Here is a 26,171-nt window from a genome sequence, read left to right as displayed (position 1 = left end):
TACGGATGTGAGCGTCAACAACGCCATTGATTGGTGAACAGGAGATGGATGCTATGGTTTCACCGATTATCCGTTGTCTCACAATCAACGAGCAAGCGATTTTGGCTAACACATGGTGTACCATGGCAAGTATTATATGTACGCGCCGGTAAACCAAGAAAGGAGGGACGCAAGATGGTTAGCGAACAGCAGTTCAAAGATGAACTGCAAAACGGACGTATGATTGAATCGACCGAAGAAATGACAGACGGCTACCTCGATGCGCTGAAAACAATCCTTAAAGTATCCGGGGACACGGAGCTAATGAGCGCCCCGGCATACTATGAACAGTCGTTAAACGCACCTAGTCTGAACGCCCGAACATCCTGTGTGAGCGTGATCCAGGACGAACTTGGCCACGGCCACATCGCCTATCGCCTCCTCGAAGACCTCGGTATGAGTCGTGAGGAATTAGTCTACGGTCGTGAACCACACGAGTTCCGGAACACCTACGGCTTCGACCAACATATCGATAATTTCGCTGAACTCGTGACTGCCCATGGCTTGTTCGACCGAGCCGGCATCGTTCTCCTCAGTGACGTCCATGAAAATACCTCATACGCACCATGGAAACGTGCGTTGACGAAGGTTAGTAAGGAAGAGCAGTTCCACCTTCGACACGGTGAAACGTGGATGCGCCGACTGGCGATGAAAAACGACAAAACGAAACAAAAGCTCCAGAAGGCCGTCGATTGGATGTTCCCCATCGCAATCGAATGGTTCGGACTCCCAGACGACAAAAAGAAGCACAACGATCAAATCGAGTATCGAATCAAGGGATTGACCAACGACGAACTTCGTCAGGCTTGGATGGAACGAACCGTTCCGCTCTGTAATGAGCTCGACCTTGATGTTCCGGCTCATTACGACGAAGAGGCTGACGAATACGTCCTTGAATATGATCTTCCCGTCGCTTTCGATGAGAAGAACAAGGAATGGCTGTTTGACCAGCCCATTTCGTGGTCCGACGTTATCGATCGCTGGCGATCGCGCGGTCCAGCCAACGAGAAGTACGTCAACATGATCCAATCTGGGAAGTTGGAGGGTCTGGCATGAGCACGAATGTTGCAAGTAGTGACGCTACTGGAATCACCCTCGGTCCAGGCGAGGATACGTCAACGTTTGAACGAGAACTCTGGAGCCTCGTCGATGAGATCCCTGATCCCCATATTCCCGTCAGTCTGGTCGAGATGGGGATGATTTACGATATTCGGGAGAAAGAGGGCGAAGTAACCGTTGAAATGACATTCCCCTGCATGGGATGTCCCGCATACGATTTCATCCAGAACGATATCAAAAGTATCCTTCGTCCGGTTGACGGCGTCACGTCCGTCACAATCGACATTGTTTGGGATCCTGTCTGGTCGAAGGACATGCTCGAATCGGATGTCAGAGATAAAATCCGCAACGCTGGAATTAGCCTATGAGATACGAAGTATTCGCACAAATCAACCCTGGTGGTGACATTACTCACATCGGCCGAGTTGAGGCCGAAAACGGTCGATTAGCAAAGTCATATGCTAGGACAACGTTCGATGAAGAGGACTGGAACTATATGGCAGTGGTTGCAGAGAATGATCTCTTGGAGGTCACTGGTGAGTACGAAACACCGACCCCTGAGGTGGATGCATGAACGAATGGCCAGAGGGTGCAGTGGACTACGTACAGGCGATCACTGATACAAAGCTCCTCCTCTCACACCGTTATGCCGAGTGGATGTTAGCAGGACCGTCGCTCGAAGATGATATTGGCGGTGCTAGTGCTGCCCAAGACGAAGTAGGCCATGTCCGACAACTAGTCCGTCTCCTCGAACAACAAGGTCGAGAAACCGACTGGCTCGAAGGAGATCGTGAACCCAATGAGTTCAGGAATGCAGCGGTACTGGACACTGCGAGCGAAACTTGGGTCGAACATCTTGCCACAGTCGCGACCGCAGATCGCGCAGCTTGGTATTTACTCGATTCGATTACCGCCGAAGATTTTACTGGACTCGTCGAGAAGATAGGCCAAGACGAGTACTTCCATCTTGAATACCATGACGCTCGGCTGACGACACTCGCACGAAACCGTCCCGATGAATTACAACCCATCGTCGAGGATGCGCTGTCGAAGACGTTGGTTTTCCTCGGTCCAGCGTCCTATGACTCTGATTCAGATCCTCTTGTACAAGGGGGATTCGTAGACCGATCGGCCGTGGAACTACGAACAGCGCTATTCTCACACTACGAGAACCTCTTCGACGGGACGGACGTTTCACTAGATGATGTCACTCGAGAGGCACCATCACCTGACGAGTGGGATGCTACTCGGCGGCGAGTCGAGAATGGTGTGATCAGTCAATCGGTCGTCGACTCCTTAACCGGTGTCCAGAACAAAGAGTTCGCAGTGGAATGAGCGCCATGAATGGACCTTCGACCGAGAAGGACGAATTCGAACCATCATGTCCTTTCTGCGGGTCGACCGACGTTGAGCGAGAGTCTGCATTCGGATCGGAGATTTCGAAAACACAGTATTACTGTCATCACTGCCAAACCATGTTTGAACGGCTCAAGTATGACGGGAAACGGCCAGACACTGGTCGCTAGCGCGGCAACTTTCGGAAGTCCCACGAAATCTCCGATTCCGGTGTGAGTGCGATTTTAACCCGTTGGTGTCCATCAGCTCCCGGAATGGATTTAACGGTTCCAAACAGCGCGCGTTCAATCTGTTTCTCGAACTCACGATCATGTACTACTGATGCACCTCCTCGCCACATGATCCCGCGATGTTGTGAGTAGTCGTCGGCACCTGCATCAACAACCGCCGCGGCTTTTCGTGTCGCCCTCACGTTCTTCGTCTTGACTGCATCGTCGTCGGTTTCAAAGCACAGTTTTCCATTTACCTCTGCAAAGGCTACAGGAACAACGTGTGGAAGTCCGTCAGGTCCGACACTTGCAAATCGCATCACTGGCATCTGACCGAGTAACCCTGCTCGCTCATCTTCGGTAAGTGCGATTTTGTCGTAATCTCGGGTCACATCGAAAATTCGTGGCTGAAGCTCTTCAGCCTACCTACCAAACTTATATATGGGTGGGTGATAACTGAATTAGTGTATGGAGTCATTCGCTGACCTCGAGTTAGAGAACTTCAGTACTGAGATGGATGACCATGTGGGAATCCTTCGCATCGACCGACCGCCGGCGAACGCCCACGACCTCGATATGATAATCGAACTTCAGTCGGCCATCGAGAGTGTTCGATTCGACGAGGATGTCCGTGTTGCCGTTCTCGCCAGCGCAAACGACCGATTCTTCTCGACCGGCTTTGACATTGAGGTGCTGCAGGAGGAAAGCGGCAGCCACATTGGTAAAGCGAGTCAGACGAGCAAGGAAGCGATCATGAAGATGCGGACGACGGACACCCTATTCATCGCCGCCGTCGACGGTCACTGCATGGGTGGTGGTCTCGAATTTGCCCTCGCATGTGACATGCGGTACATTGGTAACGATGACGAGTACAATATCGGCGTGCCTGAGGTTGACTTGGGACTCATCCCCGGTGAAGCAGGAACGCAACTCCTTCCCCGCTACGTCGGTCGGTCGAAAGCACTCAAGATGATGATTAGCGGTGAAACGCTTACCCCCGAGGAAGCGCACGAAATTGGGCTGTTTGACGAACTCACTGAAGTGGGAGAAGCAGAAGAGGAAGTGCTTGAGTTTGCGCATGAGATCGCCCAACTCCCGAACAAAGCAGTTGGCTTCGACAAACTTGCCGTTAACGAAGGGATGGAACTGCCCCTTTGGGATGCTCTGGCGCACGAACGCGAACTTCAGAACCAACTCTTCGACACACCCGGTGCGAAGGAAGGAATCGCTGCATTCCTCGAAAAGCGTGACCCAGACTTCGTCGAAGCTGAACTTGGCGATAAGGACGTTAAAGAGCTCTCAAAAGTCAATTCCGAGCACTGATCTGATAGGAGAGATCTCTATGGATACTCATCACGGTCGCTCGTCCCATCGACCTTCCTCCAAGCGAGCTCCGGGTATTCATCAGTATCTGAGCTAAAACATAGAGATTGAGTCCTCTCCTTCAACGAGCGCCTGAGGTGTTGAGAGGAGTAGTCAGTGCTCACGTGTGTATTCAATTTTTTCTTACGATGCTAATAGACGTAGACGGAGAACGCTCTTAGCCACTGGAAACTGCGCTCTCGGAGGAAACTCTGGAATTTAGAAAGAAACGTTGTGGAAACGTAATTTTCGTACTTCAATGAGGTCTATGCGTCGACGCGAGTGAACCAGAGTCAAGTAGGTCAGAGGACATCGTTTTCAAGTGTTGGCAATTAGATTCCGAGTGCAGCACTCGCAACTGTTGTCTTCTGAATTTCGCTTGTTCCGCCAATGATGCTCAGTATTTTGGCGTCCCGGTAGTACCGTTCTAGCGGGAGATCAGTCCTGTATCCTTTCCCTCCGTGAATTTGAATCGCGTTTCGAGTCACGAACTCGGCAGCATCGCTCGCGACGAACTTTGCTTTGCTGGATGCACGTGTGTCGCCTTTATCGCCAGCAATCATGGTCGCAGAATCATATACAAGGTGACGTGCACTTTCAAGTTGGGAGTCCATCTCGGCGATGAGTACCTGAACCGCTTGATAGTTTCCAACTGGTTGCCCCCCTTGCTCGCGCTCACTCGCATATTCGATCGCACGGTCGAACGCTGCTCCGGCAATTCCAATACCGATCCCACCAAGCCCTGTTCGAGCCATATCGATGGTTCCCATTGCGATACGGAATCCTTGCCCAACATCACCGAGGAGTGCGTTTTTTGGAACGATAACATCGTCAAACGATGAGTCACCAGTAACATGGCCGCGCATACCCATGAACTCTGTTCGATCGAATTCAAAGCCGGACACCTCACCACTCCCTGGTACAAGCAGGACACTCACGCCGTGAGAATCATCTGGCGTCGGCTGCACGCGTGCGACAACAAGATGAACATCGGCGATGCCGGCGTTCGTGCCAAATGCCTTCTCGCCGGAGATAGCATAGCCATCGTCACGCTCTTCGGCAACGGTCTCAAGTTCGGACGGGGAACTGCCTGCTCCTGGCTCTGTCAGTAACATTGCACCGACAGCCTCGCCTTTGATCATTGCGGGAAGATATGTCTCACGTTGTTCTTCCGTGCCAAATTGTGCAATTGGGACGGTAGCGAATGTGTGACCCTGAATACTTTCTGCGACGGCACCGCTCTTCCGGGCAACCTCTTCGACTGCCAGACAGTACGAGACGAAATCCGAATCCAGTCCGCCGTACTTCTCTGGAAGGAGTATACCGAGAAGCCCGTAATCTCCAGCAGCTTCCATCACATCCCGTGGAAACTCATCGGTTTCCTCAATTTCCTCTGCACGTGGGGCGACGACCTCTGTTGCAAACTCGGCTGCCTGGTCGCGCACTTCTCGATTCTCTGCTGATAGCGCACTCTCAATGAGAGCCATGTACTTATGTAGTCCAGTGCAGGGGCTAAAACTTCACCCTTTCGAGTGGGAGAGATCTCGGACGTGTTCAGTAGTAGATCACTGTCACTGGCATCTACCAATATTTGGATATCAACAGTCATCCGAATTTCTGCAAGCAACAAGGAATCTCGGACAGCCTTGTTCCGGAAGAAAGCGAGTAAGTCACAATCGACGAGTTTGAACACAAATCCCTTGATTCAGTTGAACTCTAACTAAGGTTAACGTTGATGTTTTTCACTTGCGTGTACTCGTTGATTGCTTCACGGCCCTGCTCACGACCATATCCGCTTTCTTTGTATCCTCCGAAGGGAGTTTGCGGGAACGTGACCGGATACTCGTTGACACTCACCATCCCGTAGTCAAGATACTCAGCGACCGTGTGTGCGCGGGTCAAATCAGACGTCCAGACGCCGGCGAGAAGGCCATATGGAGAGTCATTAGCGATCTCAATAGCCTCCTCTTCGTCCTCAAACGTAATTACGGAAAGAACCGGCCCGAAGATTTCCTCACGAGCAATGGTCATGTCGTTTGTGACGTCAGTGAATACCGTCGGTTCAACGAAATACCCACGATCTTTTTCAGATGGGATACTACCCCCGGTCACCAGTGTTCCCCCTTCTTCTTTACCAATTTCAATATATTCGAGGATCTCTTTGCGCTGACTCTCGCTTACAACTGGACCCATTCGGGCATCATCATCAATACCGCTTCCGAGAGGTGTCTGTTCAGCACGGGTCGCCACTAGATCGAGGACTTCATCATGAATATCCTCATGCACGAGGAGTCGCGACCCTGCCCAGCACATCTGACCGGCATTCATGAAGATCCCATTATGAACACCTCTCGCTGCAGCTTCAATATCAGCATCCTCAAAAACAATATTTGGCCCCTTTCCGCCGAGTTCAAGCGTGATTCCTGTGATGTTATCTGCTGCGCTCTCCATCACACCTTTTCCAACACCTGTACTTCCAGTAAATGCGATATGATCGACATCCGGATGCGATGCCAATGCAGCACCGGCGTCACTTCCTGAGCCAGGAATGACGTTTATGACGCCATCCGGGAGGTCTGCCTCTTCAGCAGCTTTTGCGTAATAGAGCGCCGTAAGGGGGGTCGTACTTGACGGCTTTACCACAAGGGAGTTTCCACAAGCGAGTGCCGGTGCGAGACTTCGTCCGGCAAGCTGGAACGGGTAGTTCCAAGGAACTACATGACCGGTCACCCCGATCGGTTCACGACGGGTATAATCAAGGCGATCTCCCGGGACAGGGATCGTCTCACCTTCGATCTTATCGGCCCAGCCAGCATAGTACTCGAATGTGTTGATTGCAGTCTCAACGTCGATCTGAGCCTCAAATGGTGTTTTCCCATTATCGTGAGACTCTGTCAAGACAATCTCATCCCGCATCGAGTCAAGCGCGGCCGAGAACTCTCTGACATATTCTGCACGCTCTCCGGGAGCGAGTTGGCGCCACTCACTATCGCGATCGACTGCCCGTTTAGCTGCGGAAACGGCATGTTCGACGTCTTTCTCATCCGCTTTTGCTACTGTCGCGTAGACTTCCTCAGTCGCTGGATCGAGTGTTTCGATGGTTTTCTTATCTTCTGCAGATGTCCATTCTCCGTCAATATACAGCTCTGTCGGACCCGAGTAACTCACATCATGCCATTGATACTCAACCCTATAATCAGTTGGGGTTCCGGCCACATTTTATATAACAGACCGCGCCATTCCCCAGGTGTTTTTTACCATGCTTTTCCATTGTAACGGTGTGACAGAGGCATATGTTATCGGGGCTGGCCAGTCACCGTTCGGTTCCTTCCCCGACAAGAGCTATCGATCCCTGTTCGAGACAGCATTTAATCGCGCGCTCGACAGTATCGATACCAGTATTGATCGAAATCGAATTGAAGAGGCGTTTATTGGAACACTCGGAGTTGGCGGACGACAGCTCGGTCTGAGTGGTCCAGCCGTCACTGAGCACATCGGACTTCATGGAATTTCGACAACGCGAGTAGAGAACGCGTGCGCTGCGAGTGGCTATGCATTTAGAAACGCCGTTGCTGCCGTTCGAGCTGGTCTCGCTGACCTCGTATTGGCGGGCGGATACGAAATAATGACGGATATGAGTTCTGACCATACGAAGTGGTGGCTCGGTGTGAGCGGCGAAACAGAGTGGGAGCGACTTTCAGGTACGACGTTCGCAGGTGTGTACGCACAAATGGCGAGCGCACATATGGCTGCCTATGGGACAACCGTTGAAGATCTTTCCCGAGTTGCGGTGAAAAACCATCATAATGGAGCATCAAACCCGAATGCACAACTAGGATTCGAGTGTACTCTCGAGGACGCGATGGCAGCACCGACCGTGGCCGATCCACTCAATCTCTATCATTGTTGCCCAACGACGGATGGCGCGAGTGCTGTGCTGATCGCGAGCGAAGAGGTTGCTCGAAAAGTGAGTGAAACCCCTGTTCGTGTCGCTGGTATGGGTGCCTCAAGCGGTCGAGTTGGCTTGTTTCAGCGTGATACTTTCACCGGTATCCCTGCCAGTGCGCGGGCAGCTCACCGCGCGTATGATGATGCCGGGATTAGCCCTGAAGAAATCGATTTCGCAGAGGTTCACGACTGTTTTGCCATCGCAGAGATCATGGCGTATGAAGACTTAGGGTTCTGTGAACGTGGCGATGGGGGACAGCTCCTCCGCGAGAAGGAGACGGAGCCTGGCGGTCGACTGCCAGTTAATACGAGTGGGGGACTGAAGTCGAAAGGGCATCCTATTGGTGCGACTGGCACCGGTCAAATTGTCGAAGTATTTGAACAGTTCCAGAGTGTCGCTCATACGCAAGTCGAAGATCCATCCTATGGACTCGCGCATAATGTAGGTGGAAGCGGGGGAAGCGCGACCGTCCATCTATTCGAAGGTTCGGAGGGAGGAACTACATGAGAGGCATCGCGGCAATGGGGAGCTATCTCCCTCGGTTCCAAATTAGTTCAGACACTATTGCCAATTCGTGGGGTCATTACGATGGCTCTGATATCGAGGCCAAGCGGGTACCTGCGGCAGATGAGGATGCATTGACAATGGCTGTCGAAGCAGTTGAAGCCACGCTTGAGCAGAGTACCGTCGATATTGATGCCATTTCGTCAGTCCATTTCGCGACAACGACCCCGCCACTTGCGGAAGAAGAACTCATCCCGCGCCTCATTCGGATGCTCGGACTTCCTCAAACAGTGTCAGCACGAACATTCACACAGAGTACTCGTGCAGGAGCGTCAGCACTCTCTACCGCGCTCGATGCTGACGGTGTGGCTCTCGCTATTGCCTCGGATGCCCCACGAGGGAAACCGGCAGATACGGATCATCCGTTCGGGGCCGGGGCTGCAGCGTTTCTTATTACAGATTCGCCGACTGCCGAACATCTCACTACGGCCAGTTTCTCCGACGAACTCCCTGGTATTCGATATCGAGAACGAGGAAGTGAAGAGATTGAGGGACTCGAAATAACGTCGTATGAGCGCGATGAAGTCAGACAGTGCGTGACAGAGGCCGTCTCAGGGCTTAATAGCGATCTCGATGATGTGAGTGCTGCGGCAATATATCAGCCCGACGCTCGCTTTCCGTCCCGTGTTGTCAGCAGGATCTCAGTCGATCGTGAAGCTGTGTCTAGGGGAACTCTTGTCGACAAAATCGGCGATACCGGTGCCGCTGGCGTTCCGCTTGGATTGATAAAGAGTTTCTCATCGATTGAGGGTAGCGAACAGACGCTTGCAGTCTTCTTCGGTAGTGGCGGCGGTGCGACTGCGATGTTATTTCAGGGAGGAGTCGACAGTGATTGTGACGGTATTCCTGATGCCGAAGAAATCTCATACTCCTCGTATCTTCGTGAGCGTGGATACATCGGAACGGTCGACGTATCAGGCGGCGGCGCACACGTCAGCCTTCCCTCATGGCGGCGGACACTTGATCAGCGGTATCGCCTCTTGGCAGGACGATGTCCAGAGTGCCGCGCCCTTGCATTTCCGCCGGAAGGAACATGCCCAGAATGCCACCGTGATGTTGAGTTCGAACACGTCGAACTCCCTCGAACGGGAACGATTCGAGCAGTGACCGTGATTGGACAAGGTGGTGCACCGCCAGAGTTCACCGAACAACAACGTCAGGACGGAGAGTATGGTGTTGCTATTATCGAACTTGGAGTCGATGATGAGGAGACCGTCACACTCCCGGCACAACTCACGGACACAGACCCCAATGCGGTCGACGTCGGAACCGAAGTTCAGGCACTAACCCGTAAGATATACACACAAGAGGGCGTTCCTCGATACGGCGTGAAATTCACGCCGACTGAATCGTAGCCCTATTCGACATATTCTAGCTTTTTGAAGTAAACGTCAGCGGGTTATCGTCGATACGCCGTAGACAGCCGCCTTCGGATAGTGCTGTAAGATGTGCAGCTGCCTCGCCAGCACCCATCTTGACGTGAATCCCACTCATCTCTCCAAAGAGGACTCTCGCAACATCCCACGGTGTGACCGGTTGATCCCGCCGAACGACCGTCAAGACATGCTCTGAGCGCTCTTCATGGTGAGCGATGATTTCGTTTATGCGATTCTCGAGTGAGACTTCTGTACCATGCCCGGGATACGCCGTTTCCTCCCGCGTTTGTAGTCGATTGAGCGTCTGCCGATACGTTTCGAGAGGTCGTTTGGTGCGTGTATCACTACCGCCAATATTCGGAGTATACGTCGGAAGGATAGCATCGCCAACGAAAATTTGCTCATTCGTTGCAAATGCTGCATGGCCACGTGTATGACCAGGGGTGTGTACCAGTTCGAAACCTGCGACTTGATCGCCATTCGAGAGCGCCTGAACAGGAACCAGATCCGGAAATGGAGACGGCGTATCATGATCCTGTACTGACTGCGTGACATCCTCAGGCACTCCCCATCGTTTTAGATGACGCGTATCACGCTTGATCCGCCGCTTACGCTCAACCTTGTATTCCGCAGCCAGCGGAACATCGGCCTTATGCATGAAGATGGTCGCATCAGTCAAATCAGCCAATCGCGGTGCAAGTCCAACGTGATCGATATGCCAATGTGATACGAGTATCGTCTGGAGGTCATTCAGTTGTAAACCAATATCTTGGAGTCCATTCCGTAGATTTTGCCAAGCGATGTCGCTTGGTGGCCCAGGGTCTATTACTACTCCCTGGTCTGGGAAGACGTATGCGCTATTCGTCCCCTCGGGACTGCCTTCGCCAACGGCGATTCGGTACATCTGTTATGACCCTCCTGAGTCAGTTGAGAATCCCATCTCTTTCCAGTTGTCTCGGACGAACGACCTCGTTTCCTCTGGATACGACGATTCGAAATCAACCCGTGGTGCAATGAACTCATCGTCCCACCGGGGATCCCACGTTGCGTCAATAAACAACCTGGATCCGGTTGTTCCGTCACGTCTATAGGTGGTTGCTGTGGCAGCTGGAGCTTGGGGTTCACTGAAGTGCCAATCGTGGGAGGGGTGGGCTTTAATCCACATATCGTCGAATGCTCTTGCAAGATTCCCTGGCGGTGTATCTTCGTCGAGAATGAGTACTTTGTCGAATAGCCGGGAGAACGAAAACAGGGTGTTAGCGAGTTGCCACTCAAATCCAGCATAGAGGATTTCGGTCGCCACGAGACACATGCCGAGTCGTGTTTCTGCCGGGAGGTAAATCCATTCTACTGGCGTTACTCCCCAATAATTATTCACTCGACGAAGCAACCGAACGGACTCAACGATACTCGCGAGGTGGATATCGTCAGAGAGTGGTGCACCGACAGCTGAGAAGGGGAATATCGGTTCGTCTCGTAGGGCAAGGTCGGTGACGCGAATTTTGAGGGTGGTCGTCTCTGTGGCCTTCTCCCAAGCTTCGGTCGGACTTGTTTGGCGACTATCGATGGTTGATATGGTTCCATCGATAATCCCTTCGGCGCTTGCAGGAATCGCACCACCTAATCCATCGGCAATCTCTATATCGTCGTACAAGCAAGCCGTCTGAAGCGGGTCGCTCGCTCTCGTTTCTCCCATCCAACGGAGTTCGGCAGCGATTAGACACGCCGCTGGCACGCCGAGGGCCACGGTGACATCAACATCACATGAGAGCCGTGCTGCGAGCGATGTGGGGACTGAAGCTATCAGACTTTCGTGACCGTCGACGAGCGCTCGAACGGGTGCCCATGTCGTCTCCCCCTCAACGGATACCGACAGAAGTCCAAGGGTAATCGTCGGTCCCCCTGCAGAGACGGCTGGCAGTCCAAGTGAGTAAAGATCGACCTCAGTTGGAGTCGCTTTGAGCGACCCTTGCGGCGGTAAGGAATCATCGCTTGGTATCTTTGATAGTTGACGGACGAACTGGTCATACGGTACGTCGCTCTCTAATCCGATGGCCATCGCGAGTCGCGACCATGGGGCTTTCTTTCGTGGAATCATCTGATCCGGCCCGCCATACGCTCCACTCACTACTCGCGTCTGTCCAGGAACGTTTTCAAAGAGAATCGCTGGGCCGTTCTCTCGTGCTGCCTCTGCTCCTATAACCGGCAACTCATCGGACCAGTGAACATTTTGTTCGATAGGCAGTAGATCTCCATTCGCATTGAGCGTCGATATATGCTCTCTGAAGCTCATTGGTGATTCTCCTGCACTGACTCCGTGGTAATCGACAAGCCAGCACTCTCGAGTGTTTTGCGAGCTTCATGGACAACCTCGTTGTCATCAAGGTACGCCGGTTGTACTTGCGAACTGTCGCTAGTGGCGTCTATGTATGCCTTCGCTGTCTTTGTCTTAGAGGTTCCAGTCTCGATATTCCCTTTCTCCTCGGGAGTCTGGTAGATGTTGAGCGGTATTTTCGGCATCGTCTCAACGCCAAACTGGTGAAAATCTCGATCTGGGTCAGCGTTAATCGCAATCGCCTCAAGAACGGCGCGCTGATCTAGCGGATCGACATCTGTGTCGACGAATACAAAGAAGTCGATATGGAGCATTCCCCATGTCGTGAAGATGAAGTTCGCGAGGTCATGGAGATAACCTGGCCGGGGATTCTTGGTGGAGACCGTATATGCCGTTCGCGGGGTGAATCGCCATGGAACACATTTTTCGATATCAAACCCAGCAGTCTGGAGCCCGAGTGTCGCATCAGGGCCAACACAACTTACCTCCATCGTCGTACTCGAGTTAAGTGTATGGCCTACTCCAATACCTTCCACACAAAAGGGGATATACGGATGTTTTCGGTGTGTAATGGCGTCTACTTCCAATGCAGGCATTGATCGTCGAGGACCATGCATATACCCAAAGTAGTCACCGAACGGCCCTTCGTCGAGCCGTTCACCAGGTTGCACTGACCCTTCAATGACGACCTCCGCACTGGCTGGCACAAGAAGGTCATTCGTTTCACATTCAACTAATTCGATTGGTTCACCCTTCAATGCTCCTGCGAAGTTTGCTTCATCACGCCCTGTCGGAATCCACATGACCGACGAGAAGTAAACGGCTGGCTCTGCCCCAATCGCAATTGCGATCGGCATTGGCTCATCGCGTCGCTCGTACTTATAATAGTAGAGATTTGGCGTCTGTTCCCCCGCAAGTAAGAGGACACTCGCCTTCATCGGGGAATGAATCATCGTACGATGGTACGACCAGTCCACCCACTCCGAATCAGGGTCAGTTGTAATCACTGTGTGAAGATTGGAGTACCGCCCTCCGTCTCCAGTGTGTATGTATGGCCATGGGAAGTCAAACAGATCAATCTCTGGGTCTGTCCGAACTTCCTCTTTACACGGAGCCGATTCACGATCGATGGTTGTTGGAGGAATTGGTGATCGGAGTCGATCCGTGACCGTCTCGTAATACTCGTCACCAGTCAATCCCATTGGCAGATCAAGTGCGGCAGCAATCCGATCCCATGGTCGATGTCGTTCACCGCGATATGGATCTCCGACGAGGCGCGCGTTTACTGACTTCTGATCTTCAACTGTTTCAAATACTGGAATATTGGCATCAGTAAGATTCGCCATCATCGTAATCGCGCTTGCTTCAAGATTCCATGAAATGGGTTTCGATATCCGTGTTGTTTTGTCTGCATCATCAAGTAGAGAAATATAATCACGAAAACTTTCAACACTCATTATTCTCTGTCGCCTCCTAATTGAGAAGATATCTCCTCGCGCTCATATTCCGTCCGAACGTCAACATATTCCTCAACGAGTTCAGGGAACTGTACAGAAAGATGATCTCTTAACAACTCACGGACGGCTTCTGAGACAGATCCGTATCTATTCGTCTCAACTAAATAGAGCAGCAGTGCTCGAAGTTCATCCGAGCGAGCGTTAATAATATTAGACTCCTCTCGGCTCTGTTTAATGCATTCCCACAGTACTTCTCGATTAACTTCAAGATCACCGATGTCCGTTTCCAAAATTTCGATGTACCACTGTTCCTCAACGCTCTCATGTGGACCTCGGACGATTGTCAGTGGTTCAGGGTTAGCTAGCTCACCGGAACTCTGTGCCAGACGAGCTCGCGTCGTAAAGATCTCCTTTGTCTCTTTATCAGTAACTTGGAGCGTAACCTCGCCTTTGGGATTCTCTGGGAGGTATTCCTCAGAGGTGGTATACGCAGCGGTCATTGTCCCCGCCTCCCCTCGATTGAGGACGTGATCCAGTACATGTCAAACACCACCGTGTGGCGGTACATAAGTTCTTCCTACAGCGCCAGATCCAATAATCGGCCAATACAAAACATATCGGTTACTTGCGACAGTGATATTGGAAACTTTGTGTCATGTGAATCCTTAAGAACGAAGTCTTCTCATCTATGGTTCTCTTCTTAATTAGTAGTATGAAATTATAGTATTTAAGATGGTTTTTCTATTGGGTAGTCTGTAGTTTTCGTTCTTGATCCCTTAGTTTCTTCCGTTGTATTTTCCCTGTCTCTGTTCGAGGAAGATTCTCGACAAAGGTTACCGCTCGTGGATATTTGTATGGTGCCAGAGTAGTTTTAACGAGATTTTGTAGTTCCGAGACTAGCGCTTTACCGGTTTCAGCATCGGGACTTGGGACAATGAAGGCCTTGACAATTTGTCCTCGCTCTGAATCTGGACTGCCAACGACAGCGACATCTGCGACAGCATCGTGACTTTCAAGTACGCTCTCGACTTCTGTCCCTGGAATATTATAGCCACTGGAGATGATGAGATCATCACGTCGAGATTTGTATTCGAAGCGGCCGTCCTCGCGCTGAACGAAAATATCCCCAGGCAAAGACCATCCGTCAGCGATGACTTCCTCTTGTTTATCGGGACGGTTCCAATAAGTCATACCAGTTGGTCCACGAACCGCTAATAAGCCAGGCGTCCCCCGTGGAACGTCTTCATACGTATCTGGATCGACGATCTTACATTCATACCCCGGTACTGGAAACCCAGTCGCATTGGGGTCGATATTCTCAGTATGCCGGTGGCTGACGAAGACGTGGAGCATCTCCGTCGTACCAATACCGTCAAGCAACGTGATACCATACTGTTCTTCGAAATTATCGAAAGTCGTTGGCGTCAGCGGTTCACCTGCGCTCATTCCAACCCGAAGCGATGACACGTCATACTGCTCGGCACCATCAGGATATTTTGCGATGATTTGGTTGAAAGCTGTCGGAATGGAGCAGAGAACTGTAATGCCGTGATTTTCAATTGTCTGAAGCAATTGTCCCGGTTTCGCATCCTCGACGAGGCTTGTCGTCGCACCGAACCGTAGGGGGAATGTGACGAGAGCACCGTAACCGAATGCGAACGGAAGCGGTGAATTCCCTCCAAAAACATCGTCTTCGGTCGGCTCAAGACAATACTGCGCGTAACCATCGGCTGTTGCAAGCAACTGACGATGTGTGTGGATTGTCCCTTTCGGCCGACCGGTAGTGCCACTGGTGTAGAGCATGAGCGCGAGATCGTCCCGCTCTGTTTGATGTGGATCAAGGTCAGTAGATGCACTATTGAGCAATTCGTCGTAATCTGCATGGTCATGTTCGGTGTTCGACCGATTGACCACAATTACCTCCTCAAGCGTGTCGAGATCATCAAGCGCCATTTCGAGTTCGTCGAGTAACCGATCAAAGACAATAGCGACTTTCGCTTCTGAATTATTAATGATGTAGGTGAGTTCCTTCGCTCTGAGGAGCTTCATTGAGGGAAGTGCTACTGCCCCAATTTTTTGAATTGCAAGACAAGAGATGATCGCTTCAGGCCGATTTGAGAAGCGAACAATGACTCGATCACCCGGTTCGACGTCTTTATTCAAAAGAGCGTTCCCAAGACGATTTACCTGCTTCTGTAGGTCAGTGTATGTGAATTCATCGTCCCTGAACCGAATTGCGACGTTGCTTCCTCGTCCCTCATCGATATGCGAATCCATAAGTTCGGCTGCAACGTTGATTTTCTGCGGATAGTGTACTTCAGGTAGTGTGTGAACGAAATCTGGTCTCTTATCCGCACTTGGGAGGTATCCCTGTGGGACATTCGCTTGCATAACCAACTAAATGAACCTAGTTAACCATGAAATAGCTTGTGGTAGATGGTGAGATTAGCGAAAATCTTCTGTCTCTGAAATACAACTTTACATTACATTATTGCCATCATGGCCTGCTATCGGCAATAGATGTGTTACTATAAGAGTATTCATAAAAACCACAGAGTGGTTGTGCGTTACAATGGGTCTAAGTAATCTCTATCGACCTTGCCACTCGGGCTCACGATCCTCGAAGAACGCGTCGATACCCTCATTCTTGTCTTCCGTAGCGAACAACTGTGCGAACAACTCTGCCTCATACTCGATCCCGGCTTTCAACTCCATTTCACTGTTGGCTTGGATTGCAGTCTTGGCGAACTCCAACGTAACTGGACTTTTCTCGGCTATGGACTCGGCCAGATCATATACCGCGTTGTCGAGATTGTCCTCTGAATGAACCTCATCAACGAGTCCAATGTTGGCAGCTTCGGTAGCATTGATGAGTTCCCCGGAGAGGATTAGCCGCATTGCCTGACCCTCCCCTACTAATCGCGGAAGACGCTGAGTCCCGCCACCCCCAGGGATGATTCCGAGGTTAATTTCCGGTTGACCGAGTTTTGCACTCTCCGCGGCAATCCGAATGTCACAGGCTTGCGCCAATTCGCAGCCGCCACCTAGTGCATGTCCGTTAATTCGAGCGATCACAGGCTTCGAGAGATTCGCCACACGCTCATAAATGCGTGGACGCTTGCTTACCTCGCGCTGTTCGATAGCATTCCGTTCGCGGAGCTCTGTCACGTCGGCTCCGGCCACAAATGTCCCTGCCTCATCATCCCCGGTCAAAACGACTACTCGGCACGTGTCGTTCTGGTCAATGGTAGCAAGCACTCTTGACAGTTCGTCGCGAACCTGTGCATTGAGTGCATTCCGCGCAGCGGGCCGCGACAGCGTCACAGTGACGACGCCGTCAACTCGCTCACCGACAGTGACTTTAACGGTCTCACTATCCGTGATGGCGTTTTGGAGATCAGTCATTAGTCAACTCTCCGCTTTCCGCTAACACCGACGATCTCGTCATCCTCCCACACATAAAATCCTTCGCCGGTCTTTTTCCCGAGGTTGTCTGCCCGAACTTTTTGCCGCAATAATTGGGGCGGCCGGAATCGCTCGCCAAGTTCCTCACGAAGGTACTTTAGGATGTCTAGGCGGACGTCAAGACCGACTACGTCAGTCAGCTCAAGTGGCCCCATTGGATGATTGTATCCAAGGCTCATCGCGTTATCAATGTCGCGGGGATCAGCGATTCCTTCCTCGACCATCCGGATAGCCTCTACGCCAAGTGCAACACCCAGGCGGGATGAGGCGAACCCGGCCGAATCACGCACGACAATTGGATTCTTATCGATATTGTCGACGAAATCCGTGGCAGACTTGACGGTTGATTGGTGAGTTTGCTCGGCGACGACAACCTCAACCAGTGGCATGATGTGTACTGGGTTGAAGAAATGGAGACCGATCGCTCGCTCTGGGTTATCGAGAACGCTTGCAATCTCCGTCACAGAAATTGAAGAGGTATTTGTCGCGATGATCGCGTCTGCCGGAGCACGTTTCGCTACATCATCAAACGTTTCTTGTTTAATTTCTACGTCCTCTGGCACCGCCTCAACGACTAAATCAGCGTCTGCTACGGCGTCTGCAAGCGATGTCGTTGTCTCTATTCTGTTTAACACAGCTACCTTCTCCCCTTCGGTGAGTTTGTCCCGTTCAATGGCGCCGTTGAGATTCGACTTAATCGACTCAACGCCATCGTTGAGTATCGACTCTTCGATATCCCTGAGCACAATATCGTTGCCCGCCGTGGCGAACACTTGAGCAATTCCGTGACCCATCGTTCCAGCACCAAGTATGGTAACACGCATCGTTTTTCAGTGTATAACCATTCCACATTAAGATTGCTTTCTCGAAGGACTAGGGATCGAACGAAAGAAAAACCGAGTGCCGTCTCGTGGGGTTACCTCCCTTGGATAGGCGTAATTACACACGTAAGAATTGAATTCTAGTAAGATCATTCCAGTGCGCGATAACTAATCTGAGTCAACGGAATTCTGTGATGGATGGCGAGGGTAAAGAGCCAGTCAGTCCGTTCTGCTGGCAACACTGGCCGATGACCTATTATTGAATACCAGTGAGAATCAGAAATAAGTATGTCCGCTCTACTTGGTCGCAGAATCGAATCGTACGAAGAGACAATTTATTCCATGTTTCGCGTACTTGTTGGGCTTTTATTCGCACAACATGGCGTCCAGAAGCTATTCGGCTTCTTCGGGGGTGTCGATGGTAGCGGTAACACTGCATCCCTTTTTAGTATATACGGAGCTGCTGGTGTCATCGAGTTTTTTGGTGGTCTTCTCATTGCCATTGGAATACTAACTCGGCTTGTTGCATTCCTTACGACTGGAGAGATGGTTGCTGCCCAGTTCATTGCTCACATTCCAGAAGGACTAATTCCGATTCTGAATGGTGGGGAGCTCGGCCTACTTTATGTTGCAGCATTTCTCGTTCTTATTGTATACGGGAACGGAAGGTACAGCCTCGAACACCAGGTTCTCAATCGAGAAATTATATAATTAGTATATAATTTCTGTATAAGGTGATTAGACACGGTCAATGCAATCATTTTACCTGTCTTGATTACCACTGGGAATAATTCACAACGAAAGTATTAAAGGAGAGCATGCAAAACACCATGGTATAATGCAGCACTCCGAGTCCGCACAGTCACGTGAACACGATTTAGAAGAGAGTGAGGCGATCGAGGTACTCTCGGAACTGCCGCCAAGCGCCAAATTGGTCGCTAAAGCACTCGAATACGACAACCCGCTCACTCAAACGCAACTTGAGGTAGAAACTATGCTGCCGCCTCGAACTATCCGGTATGCGCTTACCCGACTAGAGGAGAACGACCTTGTTGAGTCGCGTTTTTCCTTTGCCGATGCACGCAAGCGCTATTACTCACTTACCTTCGAATAGTTGGTGAACTATCTCACAAAACTGAGTCTGACTGCTTCGCTGAGGATCTAGCTTCCTGTTTCGATGACGCGTTTCGAGAAGGTAATATACAAATTACCTGTCTCACTTTCCCTTATGTGCTGGACGCCACGATCGGGCGAAGGAGTCCACCATAGACGCACTGCGGTATAATTACGCACATTGATGCCAGCGCGGTGCTGCAACAAGCTTTGGGAATATCGAATCTAAATTTGATTGCGTAACTTTGTAGAATTGTTTTCTACGGACAGGTGTGGAGATGAAAATGACGACAATTGGCCTTGTGAGTTGGAAAATCGACAGCGTCCACGATGTACTCTTTTGCTCCCACTTACTGTGAAGGGTTGAGTTAGCATCCTTGATAAGACGTTCCCCTACTTCCCAGTGGATTCGGGATACACTCGGTAAATCGAACGGTACAACACTTGGGAACCCCGAAGTATGTTTGCCTTCATCTTGATCGCTATGGGCAGTCATACCACACATCTTCTAATCCATGGCTAAAAATTTAGCTATTCTGCGTAGCCATATTATCGATAGAATTTGTATTTCGCTGATTCGGAAGTACACAGGCTGGATATAGGCCGTTCCAATTGAGTCAAACGTAGATGAATTCTGAAGCAATGCGTACGTTCATGTATTGAGTGTCCAGTTATTCCTTGAGAAAGGCTACTGCCCAGAGGAATTCACTGTATATCACTGAATTTCATTCGATTTTATTATCAAAATGATGGTGTGTGATTGAGGCAATGCGTACCGCTACCATGGTTGGTTTAACTTTTTCCTCCATAGTCAATGCCACAGTGAGATTGCAAGTGAGACCCGTCGAACCAACCGAAATGCCAGCAGATGCCACTGTCCGTCACTATGACGAACTTGACGAAAGCATCCAATTTGACCTTGCATCGTTAGAAGGAAATAAGTCTGAGTGCGTCAATTATGTCGACGATTTTCCAGAGTTTGTGAAATTCACTCGGTACTACCGTTTCGTTGAGTGCACTCCCGCATAACCTATCAGTCTCTAAATATTCGATGGACGTAAACCATCTTCCACGTTCATCCAATCAATTGAAGACTTCGTCAATATAGGGTTTTATATCCGATTTCATGGTGTGCACTCCGTCTTTCTCGGTCAAGACACCACTGTTAACGAATATCGGTTGTGGACACGGGTTTTAAATAGTCAGAGCATTCATTTCCCCAGAGAACTAAGCATTCGGTAATGACTCTGATTGGACGGATTGAGGTCGGACCCCCACCCGGACAAGAGGCACTGAAAACTGTTCCTGACATGGTGCTCCATTTAGAGGATATCCGTTCGAAAGAGGATGAACCATGGAAATTCATCTTTTGGGCTTCAGGCGACGATTTTGAGACCTATGAGACTGCTCTTGAAGCTGATCCGGCAGTCGCGTCCTACAAATGTCTCACTCAACTAACCGACCGACACTTGTATCGTATAGTTCTCTCAGAGGGGGCACAACAAAAAACGCCACATCCGATCATCGTAGAGCAGGACATAACGATTATCAATCTTTTGATGACTTCTAACCGAGAGGAACTTCTGGCTCGGTTTCCGTCACGAGAAGCGTTGACCAGCCTTCGAGATGCCTGTCGTGAACGAGACCGGAAATTCAAATTATTAAATCTGTATGAGGAAAACATGGTTGAGAATGACGGTGGGGGGAGCGGTCGATATGGCGTGACAAACGCTCAGCGCGAGGCTCTTCTTACTGCATTAGAAAAAGGATATTTCAGTATTCCGCGTGAAATAAAGATGGAAATAATTGCGGACGATCTAGGTATCTCGACCGCTGCCTTATCCAATAGGCTCCGGCGCGGACAAGAAACACTACTTCGTCATACCCTCGCTCAAGACTCTCCTATTTAAATAGCTAACCGCGTAAACCCGAAGTGATACGGATAGCAGAAGATTAGTACTGGATGATGACGACTGCCAGTGACTGCAAAGATAATTGGCTACCTGAAGATGCGTATACCTACCACGCAGCAGAGAACGAATCCTTGTCCGCAGCAATTATTCAAGCTGTTGCAGCGTTCGCTGACGTAAGCCCAGTTGTGACAGACAGAAATGAAGGACACGCTGTACTTGAGCCGCTCTACAAGACGATTGATCCTGACGCTTTAGACGCTCTCTTTCACACTATGAAGGATGAAGCAACAACACCAGGGGTTGTTGAATTCATGTATTGTGGTTATGAAGTAACCGTTACGAGCAGTGGTGTCGTAACAGTTGCCGACCAATAATATAGAAGAATTCGATCGTTCTGGCTGTTATCATCGTCAGCTGGATTCCTGAACGATAATTTAGCACTAATGGAAACGCGTACACTAATTCCAGGATTTTAGAAATTCTCTCGCTGATAGGAATGACACGCTTGAGTTCCTCTTCGCTCGAAACTGGAACAGCATCTGGACGGGAACTTTCTACTCCCATGTCGATCACTTCTGCTCCTGCCTTATCGGTTTCACGAGCACATGCAATGGCGTTTTCAATCATCGTATACAGTCCTATCAGCGAAGGAGTCTGGTGTGACATTCGGAATACCCATTGTTTTTGTATAGTCTGCTTTCCCTAGCGTCTGCGTAGTGATCATGTCTCTCCGCCTGTGAGGTCCGGACGACCCTTGAACTCGATGCAAATGTGGTTCGCGACCTGCTCCGTGATCTTAATCTGCTGGACTTGATAGTGTCGCAGATGGCCACCTAGAACGAAAGAACCGTCACGCCCGATGAAGTCCGCGAACGAATTCGATCCGCGACGACCCCCCTAAGCGTTTGTTCAATACCGACACTCTCCTCGAAGTATCTGGTCAAAGATGTCGCCGAACAACTATGTATTTCACACTCACCTCTGGACATAACCCTATATGTGCGTGGTCGATGGGGCCAGAACTCTCTGTGCTTGACTACTGGTCTCACGTTTTATTCTCGACGGTCTCTCGTAAGTGTATCCACTCGTAGCCGTTGTCGGGGGTGGGTTCATTAAGATCTGAAGGATCGATGACGGCCTTATCGACGATAGATATAGAAGTGGAAATATTCCGTGAGTTTCTGTAACAATATATGCCGTGGTCGCTTACTACATATGGTCATACGCAATTGTAGATAACAATGAGTGGGTCACTGCAACGAGAGAAATCGGCAGAAGAACAACAACTTGTACACGTTTCGACCCGTATTTTGATAACATCGAGAACAACACCCTGTGATAATTGTGGCTCAGAGATCAAGCTTGCTCAACGTCATAAATACGTCTCAATAACTCATATGGAAGCGAATACTGATAAGTCACTTGAAGAAGCAGTATTGTGCGATGCTGACTGTTTGTCTGATTTCCTTTAGCTGTCTCTCTGATAGAGATATAAGTATTTACCTCGGTTTTTATACGGAGGTCAAGTGACATATGGTCTTATTTTCCACTGGAATCGTTTTGCTATAACCCTCTAGAGCCCACAGTACTACGTCAGCGGTGAGAGCCGTCTCGAGCTAGACACAGGTGGCCGATTACACAGCGTTGTCCGCATATCACTAAGAAAAGCCGGTGACAGGCTTTATTGTTCGAGCCACAACCTTACGAGGGAAAAATCGAAAATTCACCGGGTCTGTCACCGGTTCCTTACAAGTACGGATTGAATCCATAAAAGGTGCGACAGCTGAAATCCAGGTTCCACCCCATTCACGACGCGGAGGAAGTTGAAAGTCCAGAAACGGCTTTGGTGCGCTTTCGACCCATAACATCATCCGAACTTGAGGAAACGGAAAAAGCCGCGGAATCAAACCCCATGGTTGTTCACAAACCCCTACGTTGTATCTTACTCAAGCTCAACAGTGCCATCGATAGACACAGTGACCCAGTATCCCAGATAACGAAATGAGACCACACCATGGGGCCGAGACTTCTTATCAGCCCGTGGCGCAAACAGTTTATCAAACGCCTCTGGATCAATTGCATCGTATAAGGGCTTCAGATCATCTACCGACCGCCCCTCTGCGTCTGGGATGGCGATCAGAACACTCGTACTTAGTGAATGGTTTGTAAGTGATTCTGGGCGATTGTTCTTGGATAGATCAGTGGAGTACGGCATAGGTGAAGGTTGAGGTAATGTTGCTCAAAGGGGTTCAGAAACACCTGTGCATGGGTTCTCAGGTGCTTTTGGATTGCGTAGTATCATCTGCCTAACGTGAGGACTTCGTCTGTATCATCATTGGCGTGCGGTTCCATTAATTCTCCAAACCAAGAGATGACGACTGGATATCGGTTATCTACGAGGGTGTGAGCGAGACTAAACTGGACAACGTCTACGAAAACTTCGACGGAGAGTGTCAGTGCGACTGAACTCGTCCCGTTCGGCGTGATCGAATCAAATCAGTCCCGACTAGCGCGAATCGTGAGAGGGCATCTTCCCTGATTCGCTGGATAGCAAATTGGTAATAGCTGACAGTGCAGTTCGACAAAATCGAAGTTGGGTCGGATCTACGACCGTTCTCTTACCTTTCTCTCGGTTCGCGGGGCAGTCACCGCAGTCGGCTCGCAGCCCCTCCTATACGTTGGATGATGACAAATCACGTGTCGCCAGCCGGCATACTGAACCAGTCACCGAACAGTTCGGTATTCTCGAAACGTCTCCTCGTCGGCACAGAATTTCAGGAACAGCATGTTTTATTACTGCGCTAGATGGAGAAGTATACATGCGATTCGTTTGTTTCGACCAGGACCGCCTGGGACTGCTTACGGCCGACGGTATCGTAGACGTGACTGACCGCCTCGGTATCGACGCTAAGGATCCCCTCGTAGAGTATATTCAAGGTGACTACGACGCCAGCGAGTACGCCGACGCCGATCCGGATTACCAGCGTGAAGACGTTACCGTTGAATCGCCAGTGCAGCGCCCTGGCAAGGTCGTCGCCGCGCCCCTGAACTACGAGAAGCACATCGAGGAGGCTATCGCCGACAGGGACATCACCACCGACGAGTGGTTCTCCATCAAGGACAAGGGATACTTCCTGAAGGCACCGTCAAGCGTCGTCGGCCCGGATCACGGTATCGAACTTCCCTTTGACGACCGTCGGGTTGACCACGAAGTCGAACTCGCATTCGTGATGGGAGAGGACGTGAAAGACGTCAGCGCCGACGAAGCGTGGGACAGCATCTTTGGGTACACCATCCTGCTGGACATCTCCGTCCGCGGTGACCAGGATCGCTCGAACCGCAAGTCGTACGATACTTTCACTGTCATCGGCCCCTCGGTCGTCACGCCCGACGAGATAGACGACCCACAGAACCTCGATATGCGACTCGACCTCAACGGCGAGACGCGGCAGGAGGCGAATACCAGCGACATGGTGTACACGTGTGCCGACGTCGTCCAGTACGCCTCCATCGGCGCGACTCTTGAAGCCGGTGACGTCGTCACCACGGGGACGCCTGAAGGGGTCAGCGAACTGAACGACGGCGACGTCGTGGATGCCGAAATCGAGGCTGTGGGTTCGATGACTGTTGACGTCACCCAGCGTGACGTCTCCTTCGCAGACGTGAACGTCGAGAAAGGCGGCCAGTAGCAAGTGCGTCGGGACATCTTCTAGAGTTAATCACGACTGTGGTTCCCTGTTCTCGGGAATCCCATTGAAGCGGTACATTTTTCGTCACGTCGCTATAAGAAAGACTATGTCCGAATTCGAGAACCCATACTCCGAGGAGAGTCCGTTTGTTCGCGCACACTTCGACTGTCCAGAGTGCGGCGGGAAATTGTGGGAGTACGCTATCCAGCGACGGATGGTCTGCGAGGATTGTCGCGAGTTCGTCTCGTCCGACGAACTCTTCGAGGCTCACACCTAACGCCTCCGCATTGGGTCTCGAACTGCAATTCCGTACGCGAGGTACCGTTTTAACACTCTTCACACCCCTACACTTATGAGAATTCTGTGCCTACGAGAGGACATGGTACAGCAAGAGCCAGAGGAACTCCTTGAGATGAGTTCCGAAACGCGAAGTATCCTAGAGGAGCACCATCTTCGACCGCTCTGGGAAGTCGAGGACGACATGGGACGCGTCTACGGCGACCTAGAACCCAATGTCTGGAAGTGGGAGGATCTGCAGACAGCCATCGACGCGATCGAGGAAGACGTCCCGATTGCCGACCTTCCACCTGGGTTCCAACGTCGGGTCGCGGTTCCCATCAATACCAGCCTCGGCAATGCCATCTCGAACACGATATACGTGGGAGTGCAGACCGTTTCGCCAGGCGAGACAGCACCGGCGCATCGTCACGGAGCGAACGCGCTCCGATTCACCATCGACGGCAACGAGGAGATGAAGACGGTTGTGGCCGGCGAGGAGTTCCCGATGGAGAACAACGACCTCATCACCACGCCGCAGTGGGAGTGGCACGACCACGTCAACGACTCTGATGAGACGGCCGCGTGGTTGGACGTGCTCGACTTGCCACTCGTGCTCGACTCCCTGAACGCGAAGAATACCTTCGAGTATCACGAACTCGAACGCCAACCAGTCACGAAAACGCAAGGCTACTGGGACTCCCAGTACGGTCGCGGGCGACCCGCCGAGGAGGCGAAGCGTGACGACATCCCCGGCCCATTCGAGGGCATCCAGGATCCGACGCCGCCATACCGGTTCGGCTGGGACGAGATGGTCGAGTCACTCGAACAACGAGCCGAGAACGACGAACCCGATCCGAACGACGGCTACAGTCTCTCGTACGTTAACCCTGCGTCGGGGAAGCCACCTCTTTTCCCGACGATGTCGTTCCGGGCGCAACTTCTCAGAGAGGAGACCGATCCACACTTCCACAACGCGACGGAGGTGTACTTCGTCATCGAGGGCGAAGGCGCGACTCACGTCGGTGACGAAGCCCTTGAGTGGAGCCAGTGGGACCTCTTCGTCGTTCCGCCGGACCAGATTCACCACCACGAACCGGATGGCGAGGCAATGCTCCTCGGGATAACCGACCGCCCCGTCTTCGAGGCGTTCAACCTCTACGCCGAAGCTGAACCGTCGTCGTAATC

Annotated in this window: 28 protein-coding genes and 1 pseudogene; 17 read left to right on the top strand and 12 right to left on the bottom strand. The window is 51.1% G+C overall.

Annotated elements, in window-relative coordinates:
• Positions 1–174: 174 nt before the first annotated feature.
• The 5 genes from LIX00_RS23825 to LIX00_RS26410 are packed head-to-tail and all read left to right on the top strand — an operon-like array spanning position 175 to position 2,624.
• Complete coding sequence (locus LIX00_RS23825) at positions 175–1,095, top strand: Phenylacetic acid catabolic protein (protein WP_227357199.1); 921 nt, start codon at positions 175–177, stop codon at positions 1,093–1,095.
• Complete coding sequence (locus LIX00_RS23820) at positions 1,092–1,466, top strand: metal-sulfur cluster assembly factor (RefSeq protein ID WP_227357198.1); 375 nt, start codon at positions 1,092–1,094, stop codon at positions 1,464–1,466. Before LIX00_RS23825 ends, LIX00_RS23820 begins: the two co-directional genes overlap by 4 nt.
• Positions 1,463–1,672 (top strand): phenylacetic acid degradation PaaB family protein, encoded by a 210-nt coding sequence (locus LIX00_RS23815; RefSeq protein WP_227357197.1) that lies wholly within the window; start codon positions 1,463–1,465, stop codon positions 1,670–1,672. Before LIX00_RS23820 ends, LIX00_RS23815 begins: the two co-directional genes overlap by 4 nt.
• Positions 1,669–2,433, top strand: a complete 765-nt coding sequence (locus LIX00_RS23810; protein WP_227357196.1) for a Phenylacetic acid catabolic protein — start codon at positions 1,669–1,671, stop codon at positions 2,431–2,433. Before LIX00_RS23815 ends, LIX00_RS23810 begins: the two co-directional genes overlap by 4 nt.
• Positions 2,430–2,624, top strand: coding sequence for a PaaD-like zinc ribbon domain-containing protein (locus LIX00_RS26410; protein WP_438267118.1), 195 nt, complete (start codon positions 2,430–2,432; stop codon positions 2,622–2,624). The genes LIX00_RS23810 and LIX00_RS26410 overlap by 4 nt, the downstream gene beginning before the upstream one ends.
• Here the strand turns inward: LIX00_RS26410 and LIX00_RS23805 are convergent.
• The gene (locus LIX00_RS23805; protein WP_227357195.1) at positions 2,621–3,055 is read right to left on the bottom strand and encodes a pyridoxamine 5'-phosphate oxidase family protein; all 435 of its coding nucleotides are present in this window, start codon (positions 3,053–3,055) and stop codon (positions 2,621–2,623) included. The two genes, LIX00_RS26410 and LIX00_RS23805, sit on opposite strands and share 4 nt — an antisense overlap.
• 76 nt (positions 3,056–3,131) lie before the next feature.
• Here LIX00_RS23805 and LIX00_RS23800 point away from each other — a divergent pair, with 76 nt between their 5' ends.
• Entirely contained in the window at positions 3,132–3,986 is an 855-nt protein-coding gene (locus LIX00_RS23800; RefSeq protein ID WP_227357194.1) for an enoyl-CoA hydratase/isomerase family protein, read from the top strand.
• Positions 3,987–4,357: 371 nt separating this feature from the next.
• Here LIX00_RS23800 and LIX00_RS23795 read toward each other — a convergent pair whose 3' ends face one another.
• Entirely contained in the window at positions 4,358–5,512 is a 1,155-nt protein-coding gene (locus LIX00_RS23795) for an acyl-CoA dehydrogenase family protein (protein WP_227357193.1), read from the bottom strand.
• Positions 5,513–5,741: 229 nt separating this feature from the next.
• Positions 5,742–7,193, bottom strand: a complete 1,452-nt coding sequence (locus tag LIX00_RS23790) for an aldehyde dehydrogenase family protein (protein WP_227357375.1) — start codon at positions 7,191–7,193, stop codon at positions 5,742–5,744.
• Between the two features lie 112 nt (positions 7,194–7,305).
• Here LIX00_RS23790 and LIX00_RS23785 point away from each other — a divergent pair, with 112 nt between their 5' ends.
• Entirely contained in the window at positions 7,306–8,481 is a 1,176-nt protein-coding gene (locus tag LIX00_RS23785; protein WP_227357192.1) for a thiolase domain-containing protein, read from the top strand.
• Positions 8,478–9,893: a zinc ribbon domain-containing protein gene (locus LIX00_RS23780; protein ID WP_227357191.1), complete on the top strand. Its 1,416-nt coding sequence runs from the start codon at positions 8,478–8,480 to the stop codon at positions 9,891–9,893. Before LIX00_RS23785 ends, LIX00_RS23780 begins: the two co-directional genes overlap by 4 nt.
• Before the next feature lie 16 nt (positions 9,894–9,909).
• Here LIX00_RS23780 and LIX00_RS23775 read toward each other — a convergent pair whose 3' ends face one another.
• The 7 genes from LIX00_RS23775 to LIX00_RS23745 form a co-directional block, all read right to left on the bottom strand.
• Positions 9,910–10,818 (bottom strand): MBL fold metallo-hydrolase, encoded by a 909-nt coding sequence (locus LIX00_RS23775; protein ID WP_227357190.1) that lies wholly within the window; start codon positions 10,816–10,818, stop codon positions 9,910–9,912.
• 3 nt (positions 10,819–10,821) lie between these two features.
• On the bottom strand, positions 10,822–12,207 hold the full coding sequence (locus tag LIX00_RS23770) for a UbiD family decarboxylase (RefSeq protein ID WP_227357189.1): 1,386 nt from the start codon (positions 12,205–12,207) through the stop codon (positions 10,822–10,824).
• A complete protein-coding gene (locus LIX00_RS23765) occupies positions 12,204–13,706 on the bottom strand; it encodes a UbiD family decarboxylase (protein WP_227357188.1) in 1,503 nt (500 codons plus the stop codon). The genes LIX00_RS23770 and LIX00_RS23765 overlap by 4 nt, the downstream gene beginning before the upstream one ends.
• Positions 13,706–14,206: a hypothetical protein gene (locus LIX00_RS23760; protein WP_227357187.1), complete on the bottom strand. Its 501-nt coding sequence runs from the start codon at positions 14,204–14,206 to the stop codon at positions 13,706–13,708. The genes LIX00_RS23765 and LIX00_RS23760 overlap by 1 nt, the downstream gene beginning before the upstream one ends.
• 241 nt (positions 14,207–14,447) lie before the next feature.
• Positions 14,448–16,097, bottom strand: coding sequence for an acetate--CoA ligase (locus LIX00_RS23755; RefSeq protein WP_227357186.1), 1,650 nt, complete (start codon positions 16,095–16,097; stop codon positions 14,448–14,450).
• Between the two features lie 198 nt (positions 16,098–16,295).
• Entirely contained in the window at positions 16,296–17,111 is an 816-nt protein-coding gene (locus LIX00_RS23750) for an enoyl-CoA hydratase/isomerase family protein (protein WP_227357185.1), read from the bottom strand.
• A complete protein-coding gene (locus tag LIX00_RS23745) occupies positions 17,111–17,995 on the bottom strand; it encodes a 3-hydroxyacyl-CoA dehydrogenase family protein (RefSeq protein WP_227357184.1) in 885 nt (294 codons plus the stop codon). The genes LIX00_RS23750 and LIX00_RS23745 overlap by 1 nt, the downstream gene beginning before the upstream one ends.
• A 339-nt stretch (positions 17,996–18,334) precedes the next feature.
• Here LIX00_RS23745 and LIX00_RS23740 point away from each other — a divergent pair, with 339 nt between their 5' ends.
• The 4 genes from LIX00_RS23740 (at position 18,335) to LIX00_RS23725 (ending at position 21,392) form a co-directional block, all read left to right on the top strand.
• Positions 18,335–18,703 (top strand): DoxX family protein, encoded by a 369-nt coding sequence (locus LIX00_RS23740; protein WP_227357183.1) that lies wholly within the window; start codon positions 18,335–18,337, stop codon positions 18,701–18,703.
• A 127-nt stretch (positions 18,704–18,830) separates the two neighbouring features.
• Positions 18,831–19,106: a MarR family transcriptional regulator gene (locus LIX00_RS23735; RefSeq protein ID WP_227357182.1), complete on the top strand. Its 276-nt coding sequence runs from the start codon at positions 18,831–18,833 to the stop codon at positions 19,104–19,106.
• A gap of 1,240 nt (positions 19,107–20,346) precedes the next feature.
• Positions 20,347–21,015 (top strand): helix-turn-helix domain-containing protein, encoded by a 669-nt coding sequence (locus LIX00_RS23730; RefSeq protein ID WP_227357181.1) that lies wholly within the window; start codon positions 20,347–20,349, stop codon positions 21,013–21,015.
• Between the two features lie 53 nt (positions 21,016–21,068).
• Positions 21,069–21,392 (top strand): HalOD1 output domain-containing protein, encoded by a 324-nt coding sequence (locus tag LIX00_RS23725; protein WP_227357180.1) that lies wholly within the window; start codon positions 21,069–21,071, stop codon positions 21,390–21,392.
• On the opposite strand, the gene LIX00_RS23720 is transcribed toward LIX00_RS23725, so the two are convergent.
• On the bottom strand, positions 21,355–21,645 hold the full coding sequence (locus LIX00_RS23720) for a dihydropteroate synthase (RefSeq protein ID WP_227357179.1): 291 nt from the start codon (positions 21,643–21,645) through the stop codon (positions 21,355–21,357). The genes LIX00_RS23725 and LIX00_RS23720 overlap by 38 nt on opposite strands.
• Positions 21,646–21,768: 123 nt before the next feature.
• Here LIX00_RS23720 and LIX00_RS26565 point away from each other — a divergent pair.
• Positions 21,769–21,855 (top strand): annotated as a pseudogene (locus LIX00_RS26565) (hypothetical protein); the annotation flags it as partial.
• Positions 21,856–22,259: 404 nt separating this feature from the next.
• On the top strand, positions 22,260–22,490 hold the full coding sequence (locus LIX00_RS26405) for a DUF7576 family protein (protein ID WP_438267117.1): 231 nt from the start codon (positions 22,260–22,262) through the stop codon (positions 22,488–22,490).
• A 470-nt stretch (positions 22,491–22,960) separates the two neighbouring features.
• Here the strand turns inward: LIX00_RS26405 and ddfA are convergent, their stop codons facing one another.
• Entirely contained in the window at positions 22,961–23,233 is a 273-nt protein-coding gene (ddfA, locus tag LIX00_RS23715; protein ID WP_227357178.1) for a DdfA family disk-determining factor, read from the bottom strand.
• A 604-nt stretch (positions 23,234–23,837) separates the two neighbouring features.
• Between ddfA and LIX00_RS23710 the strand changes: the two genes are divergently transcribed.
• The 3 genes from LIX00_RS23710 to LIX00_RS23700 all read left to right on the top strand — a co-directional run bounded on the left by LIX00_RS23710 (position 23,838) and on the right by LIX00_RS23700 (position 26,169).
• Positions 23,838–24,707, top strand: coding sequence for a fumarylacetoacetate hydrolase family protein (locus LIX00_RS23710; protein ID WP_227357366.1), 870 nt, complete (start codon positions 23,838–23,840; stop codon positions 24,705–24,707).
• Between the two features lie 106 nt (positions 24,708–24,813).
• On the top strand, positions 24,814–24,984 hold the full coding sequence (locus LIX00_RS23705; protein WP_227357365.1) for a hypothetical protein: 171 nt from the start codon (positions 24,814–24,816) through the stop codon (positions 24,982–24,984).
• A 102-nt stretch (positions 24,985–25,086) separates the two neighbouring features.
• Positions 25,087–26,169 carry a cupin domain-containing protein gene (locus LIX00_RS23700; RefSeq protein WP_227357364.1) on the top strand — a complete coding sequence of 361 codons (1,083 nt, stop codon included), beginning with the start codon at positions 25,087–25,089 and terminating at the stop codon, positions 26,167–26,169.
• The last annotated feature ends 2 nt before the right edge of the window (positions 26,170–26,171 follow it).

Source organism: Haladaptatus salinisoli, from assembly GCF_020614375.1.
Classification (GTDB): Archaea; Halobacteriota; Halobacteria; order Halobacteriales; family Haladaptataceae; genus Haladaptatus; species Haladaptatus salinisoli.
This window is presented reverse-complemented; position numbering and strand designations above follow the sequence as displayed.

Bases quoted from the DNA above. Each gene is read 5' to 3' on its own strand.
- LIX00_RS23700 (WP_227357364.1), top strand. From the start codon at position 25,087: ATGGTACAGCAAGAGCCAGAGGAACTCCTTGAGATGAGTTCCGAAACG.
- LIX00_RS23725 (WP_227357180.1), top strand. From the start codon at position 21,069: ATGATGACGACTGCCAGTGACTGCAAAGATAATTGGCTACCTGAAGAT.
- LIX00_RS23770 (WP_227357189.1), bottom strand. From the start codon at position 12,207: ATGAGCTTCAGAGAGCATATATCGACGCTCAATGCGAATGGAGATCTA.
- LIX00_RS23755 (WP_227357186.1), bottom strand. From the start codon at position 16,097: ATGCAAGCGAATGTCCCACAGGGATACCTCCCAAGTGCGGATAAGAGA.
- LIX00_RS23795 (WP_227357193.1), bottom strand. From the start codon at position 5,512: ATGGCTCTCATTGAGAGTGCGCTATCAGCAGAGAATCGAGAAGTGCGC.
- LIX00_RS26405 (WP_438267117.1), top strand. From the start codon at position 22,260: ATGAGTGGGTCACTGCAACGAGAGAAATCGGCAGAAGAACAACAACTT.
- LIX00_RS23810 (WP_227357196.1), top strand. From the start codon at position 1,669: ATGAACGAATGGCCAGAGGGTGCAGTGGACTACGTACAGGCGATCACT.
- LIX00_RS23800 (WP_227357194.1), top strand. From the start codon at position 3,132: ATGGAGTCATTCGCTGACCTCGAGTTAGAGAACTTCAGTACTGAGATG.
- LIX00_RS23780 (WP_227357191.1), top strand. From the start codon at position 8,478: ATGAGAGGCATCGCGGCAATGGGGAGCTATCTCCCTCGGTTCCAAATT.
- LIX00_RS23750 (WP_227357185.1), bottom strand. From the start codon at position 17,111: ATGACTGATCTCCAAAACGCCATCACGGATAGTGAGACCGTTAAAGTC.
- LIX00_RS23720 (WP_227357179.1), bottom strand. From the start codon at position 21,645: ATGATTGAAAACGCCATTGCATGTGCTCGTGAAACCGATAAGGCAGGA.
- LIX00_RS23775 (WP_227357190.1), bottom strand. From the start codon at position 10,818: ATGTACCGAATCGCCGTTGGCGAAGGCAGTCCCGAGGGGACGAATAGC.
- LIX00_RS23820 (WP_227357198.1), top strand. From the start codon at position 1,092: ATGAGCACGAATGTTGCAAGTAGTGACGCTACTGGAATCACCCTCGGT.
- LIX00_RS23740 (WP_227357183.1), top strand. From the start codon at position 18,335: ATGTTTCGCGTACTTGTTGGGCTTTTATTCGCACAACATGGCGTCCAG.
- LIX00_RS23735 (WP_227357182.1), top strand. From the start codon at position 18,831: ATGCAGCACTCCGAGTCCGCACAGTCACGTGAACACGATTTAGAAGAG.
- LIX00_RS23765 (WP_227357188.1), bottom strand. From the start codon at position 13,706: ATGAGTGTTGAAAGTTTTCGTGATTATATTTCTCTACTTGATGATGCA.
- LIX00_RS23760 (WP_227357187.1), bottom strand. From the start codon at position 14,206: ATGACCGCTGCGTATACCACCTCTGAGGAATACCTCCCAGAGAATCCC.
- ddfA (WP_227357178.1), bottom strand. From the start codon at position 23,233: ATGCCGTACTCCACTGATCTATCCAAGAACAATCGCCCAGAATCACTT.
- LIX00_RS23705 (WP_227357365.1), top strand. From the start codon at position 24,814: ATGTCCGAATTCGAGAACCCATACTCCGAGGAGAGTCCGTTTGTTCGC.
- LIX00_RS23730 (WP_227357181.1), top strand. From the start codon at position 20,347: ATGACTCTGATTGGACGGATTGAGGTCGGACCCCCACCCGGACAAGAG.
- LIX00_RS26410 (WP_438267118.1), top strand. From the start codon at position 2,430: ATGAGCGCCATGAATGGACCTTCGACCGAGAAGGACGAATTCGAACCA.
- LIX00_RS23815 (WP_227357197.1), top strand. From the start codon at position 1,463: ATGAGATACGAAGTATTCGCACAAATCAACCCTGGTGGTGACATTACT.
- LIX00_RS23825 (WP_227357199.1), top strand. From the start codon at position 175: ATGGTTAGCGAACAGCAGTTCAAAGATGAACTGCAAAACGGACGTATG.
- LIX00_RS23710 (WP_227357366.1), top strand. From the start codon at position 23,838: ATGCGATTCGTTTGTTTCGACCAGGACCGCCTGGGACTGCTTACGGCC.
- LIX00_RS23745 (WP_227357184.1), bottom strand. From the start codon at position 17,995: ATGCGTGTTACCATACTTGGTGCTGGAACGATGGGTCACGGAATTGCT.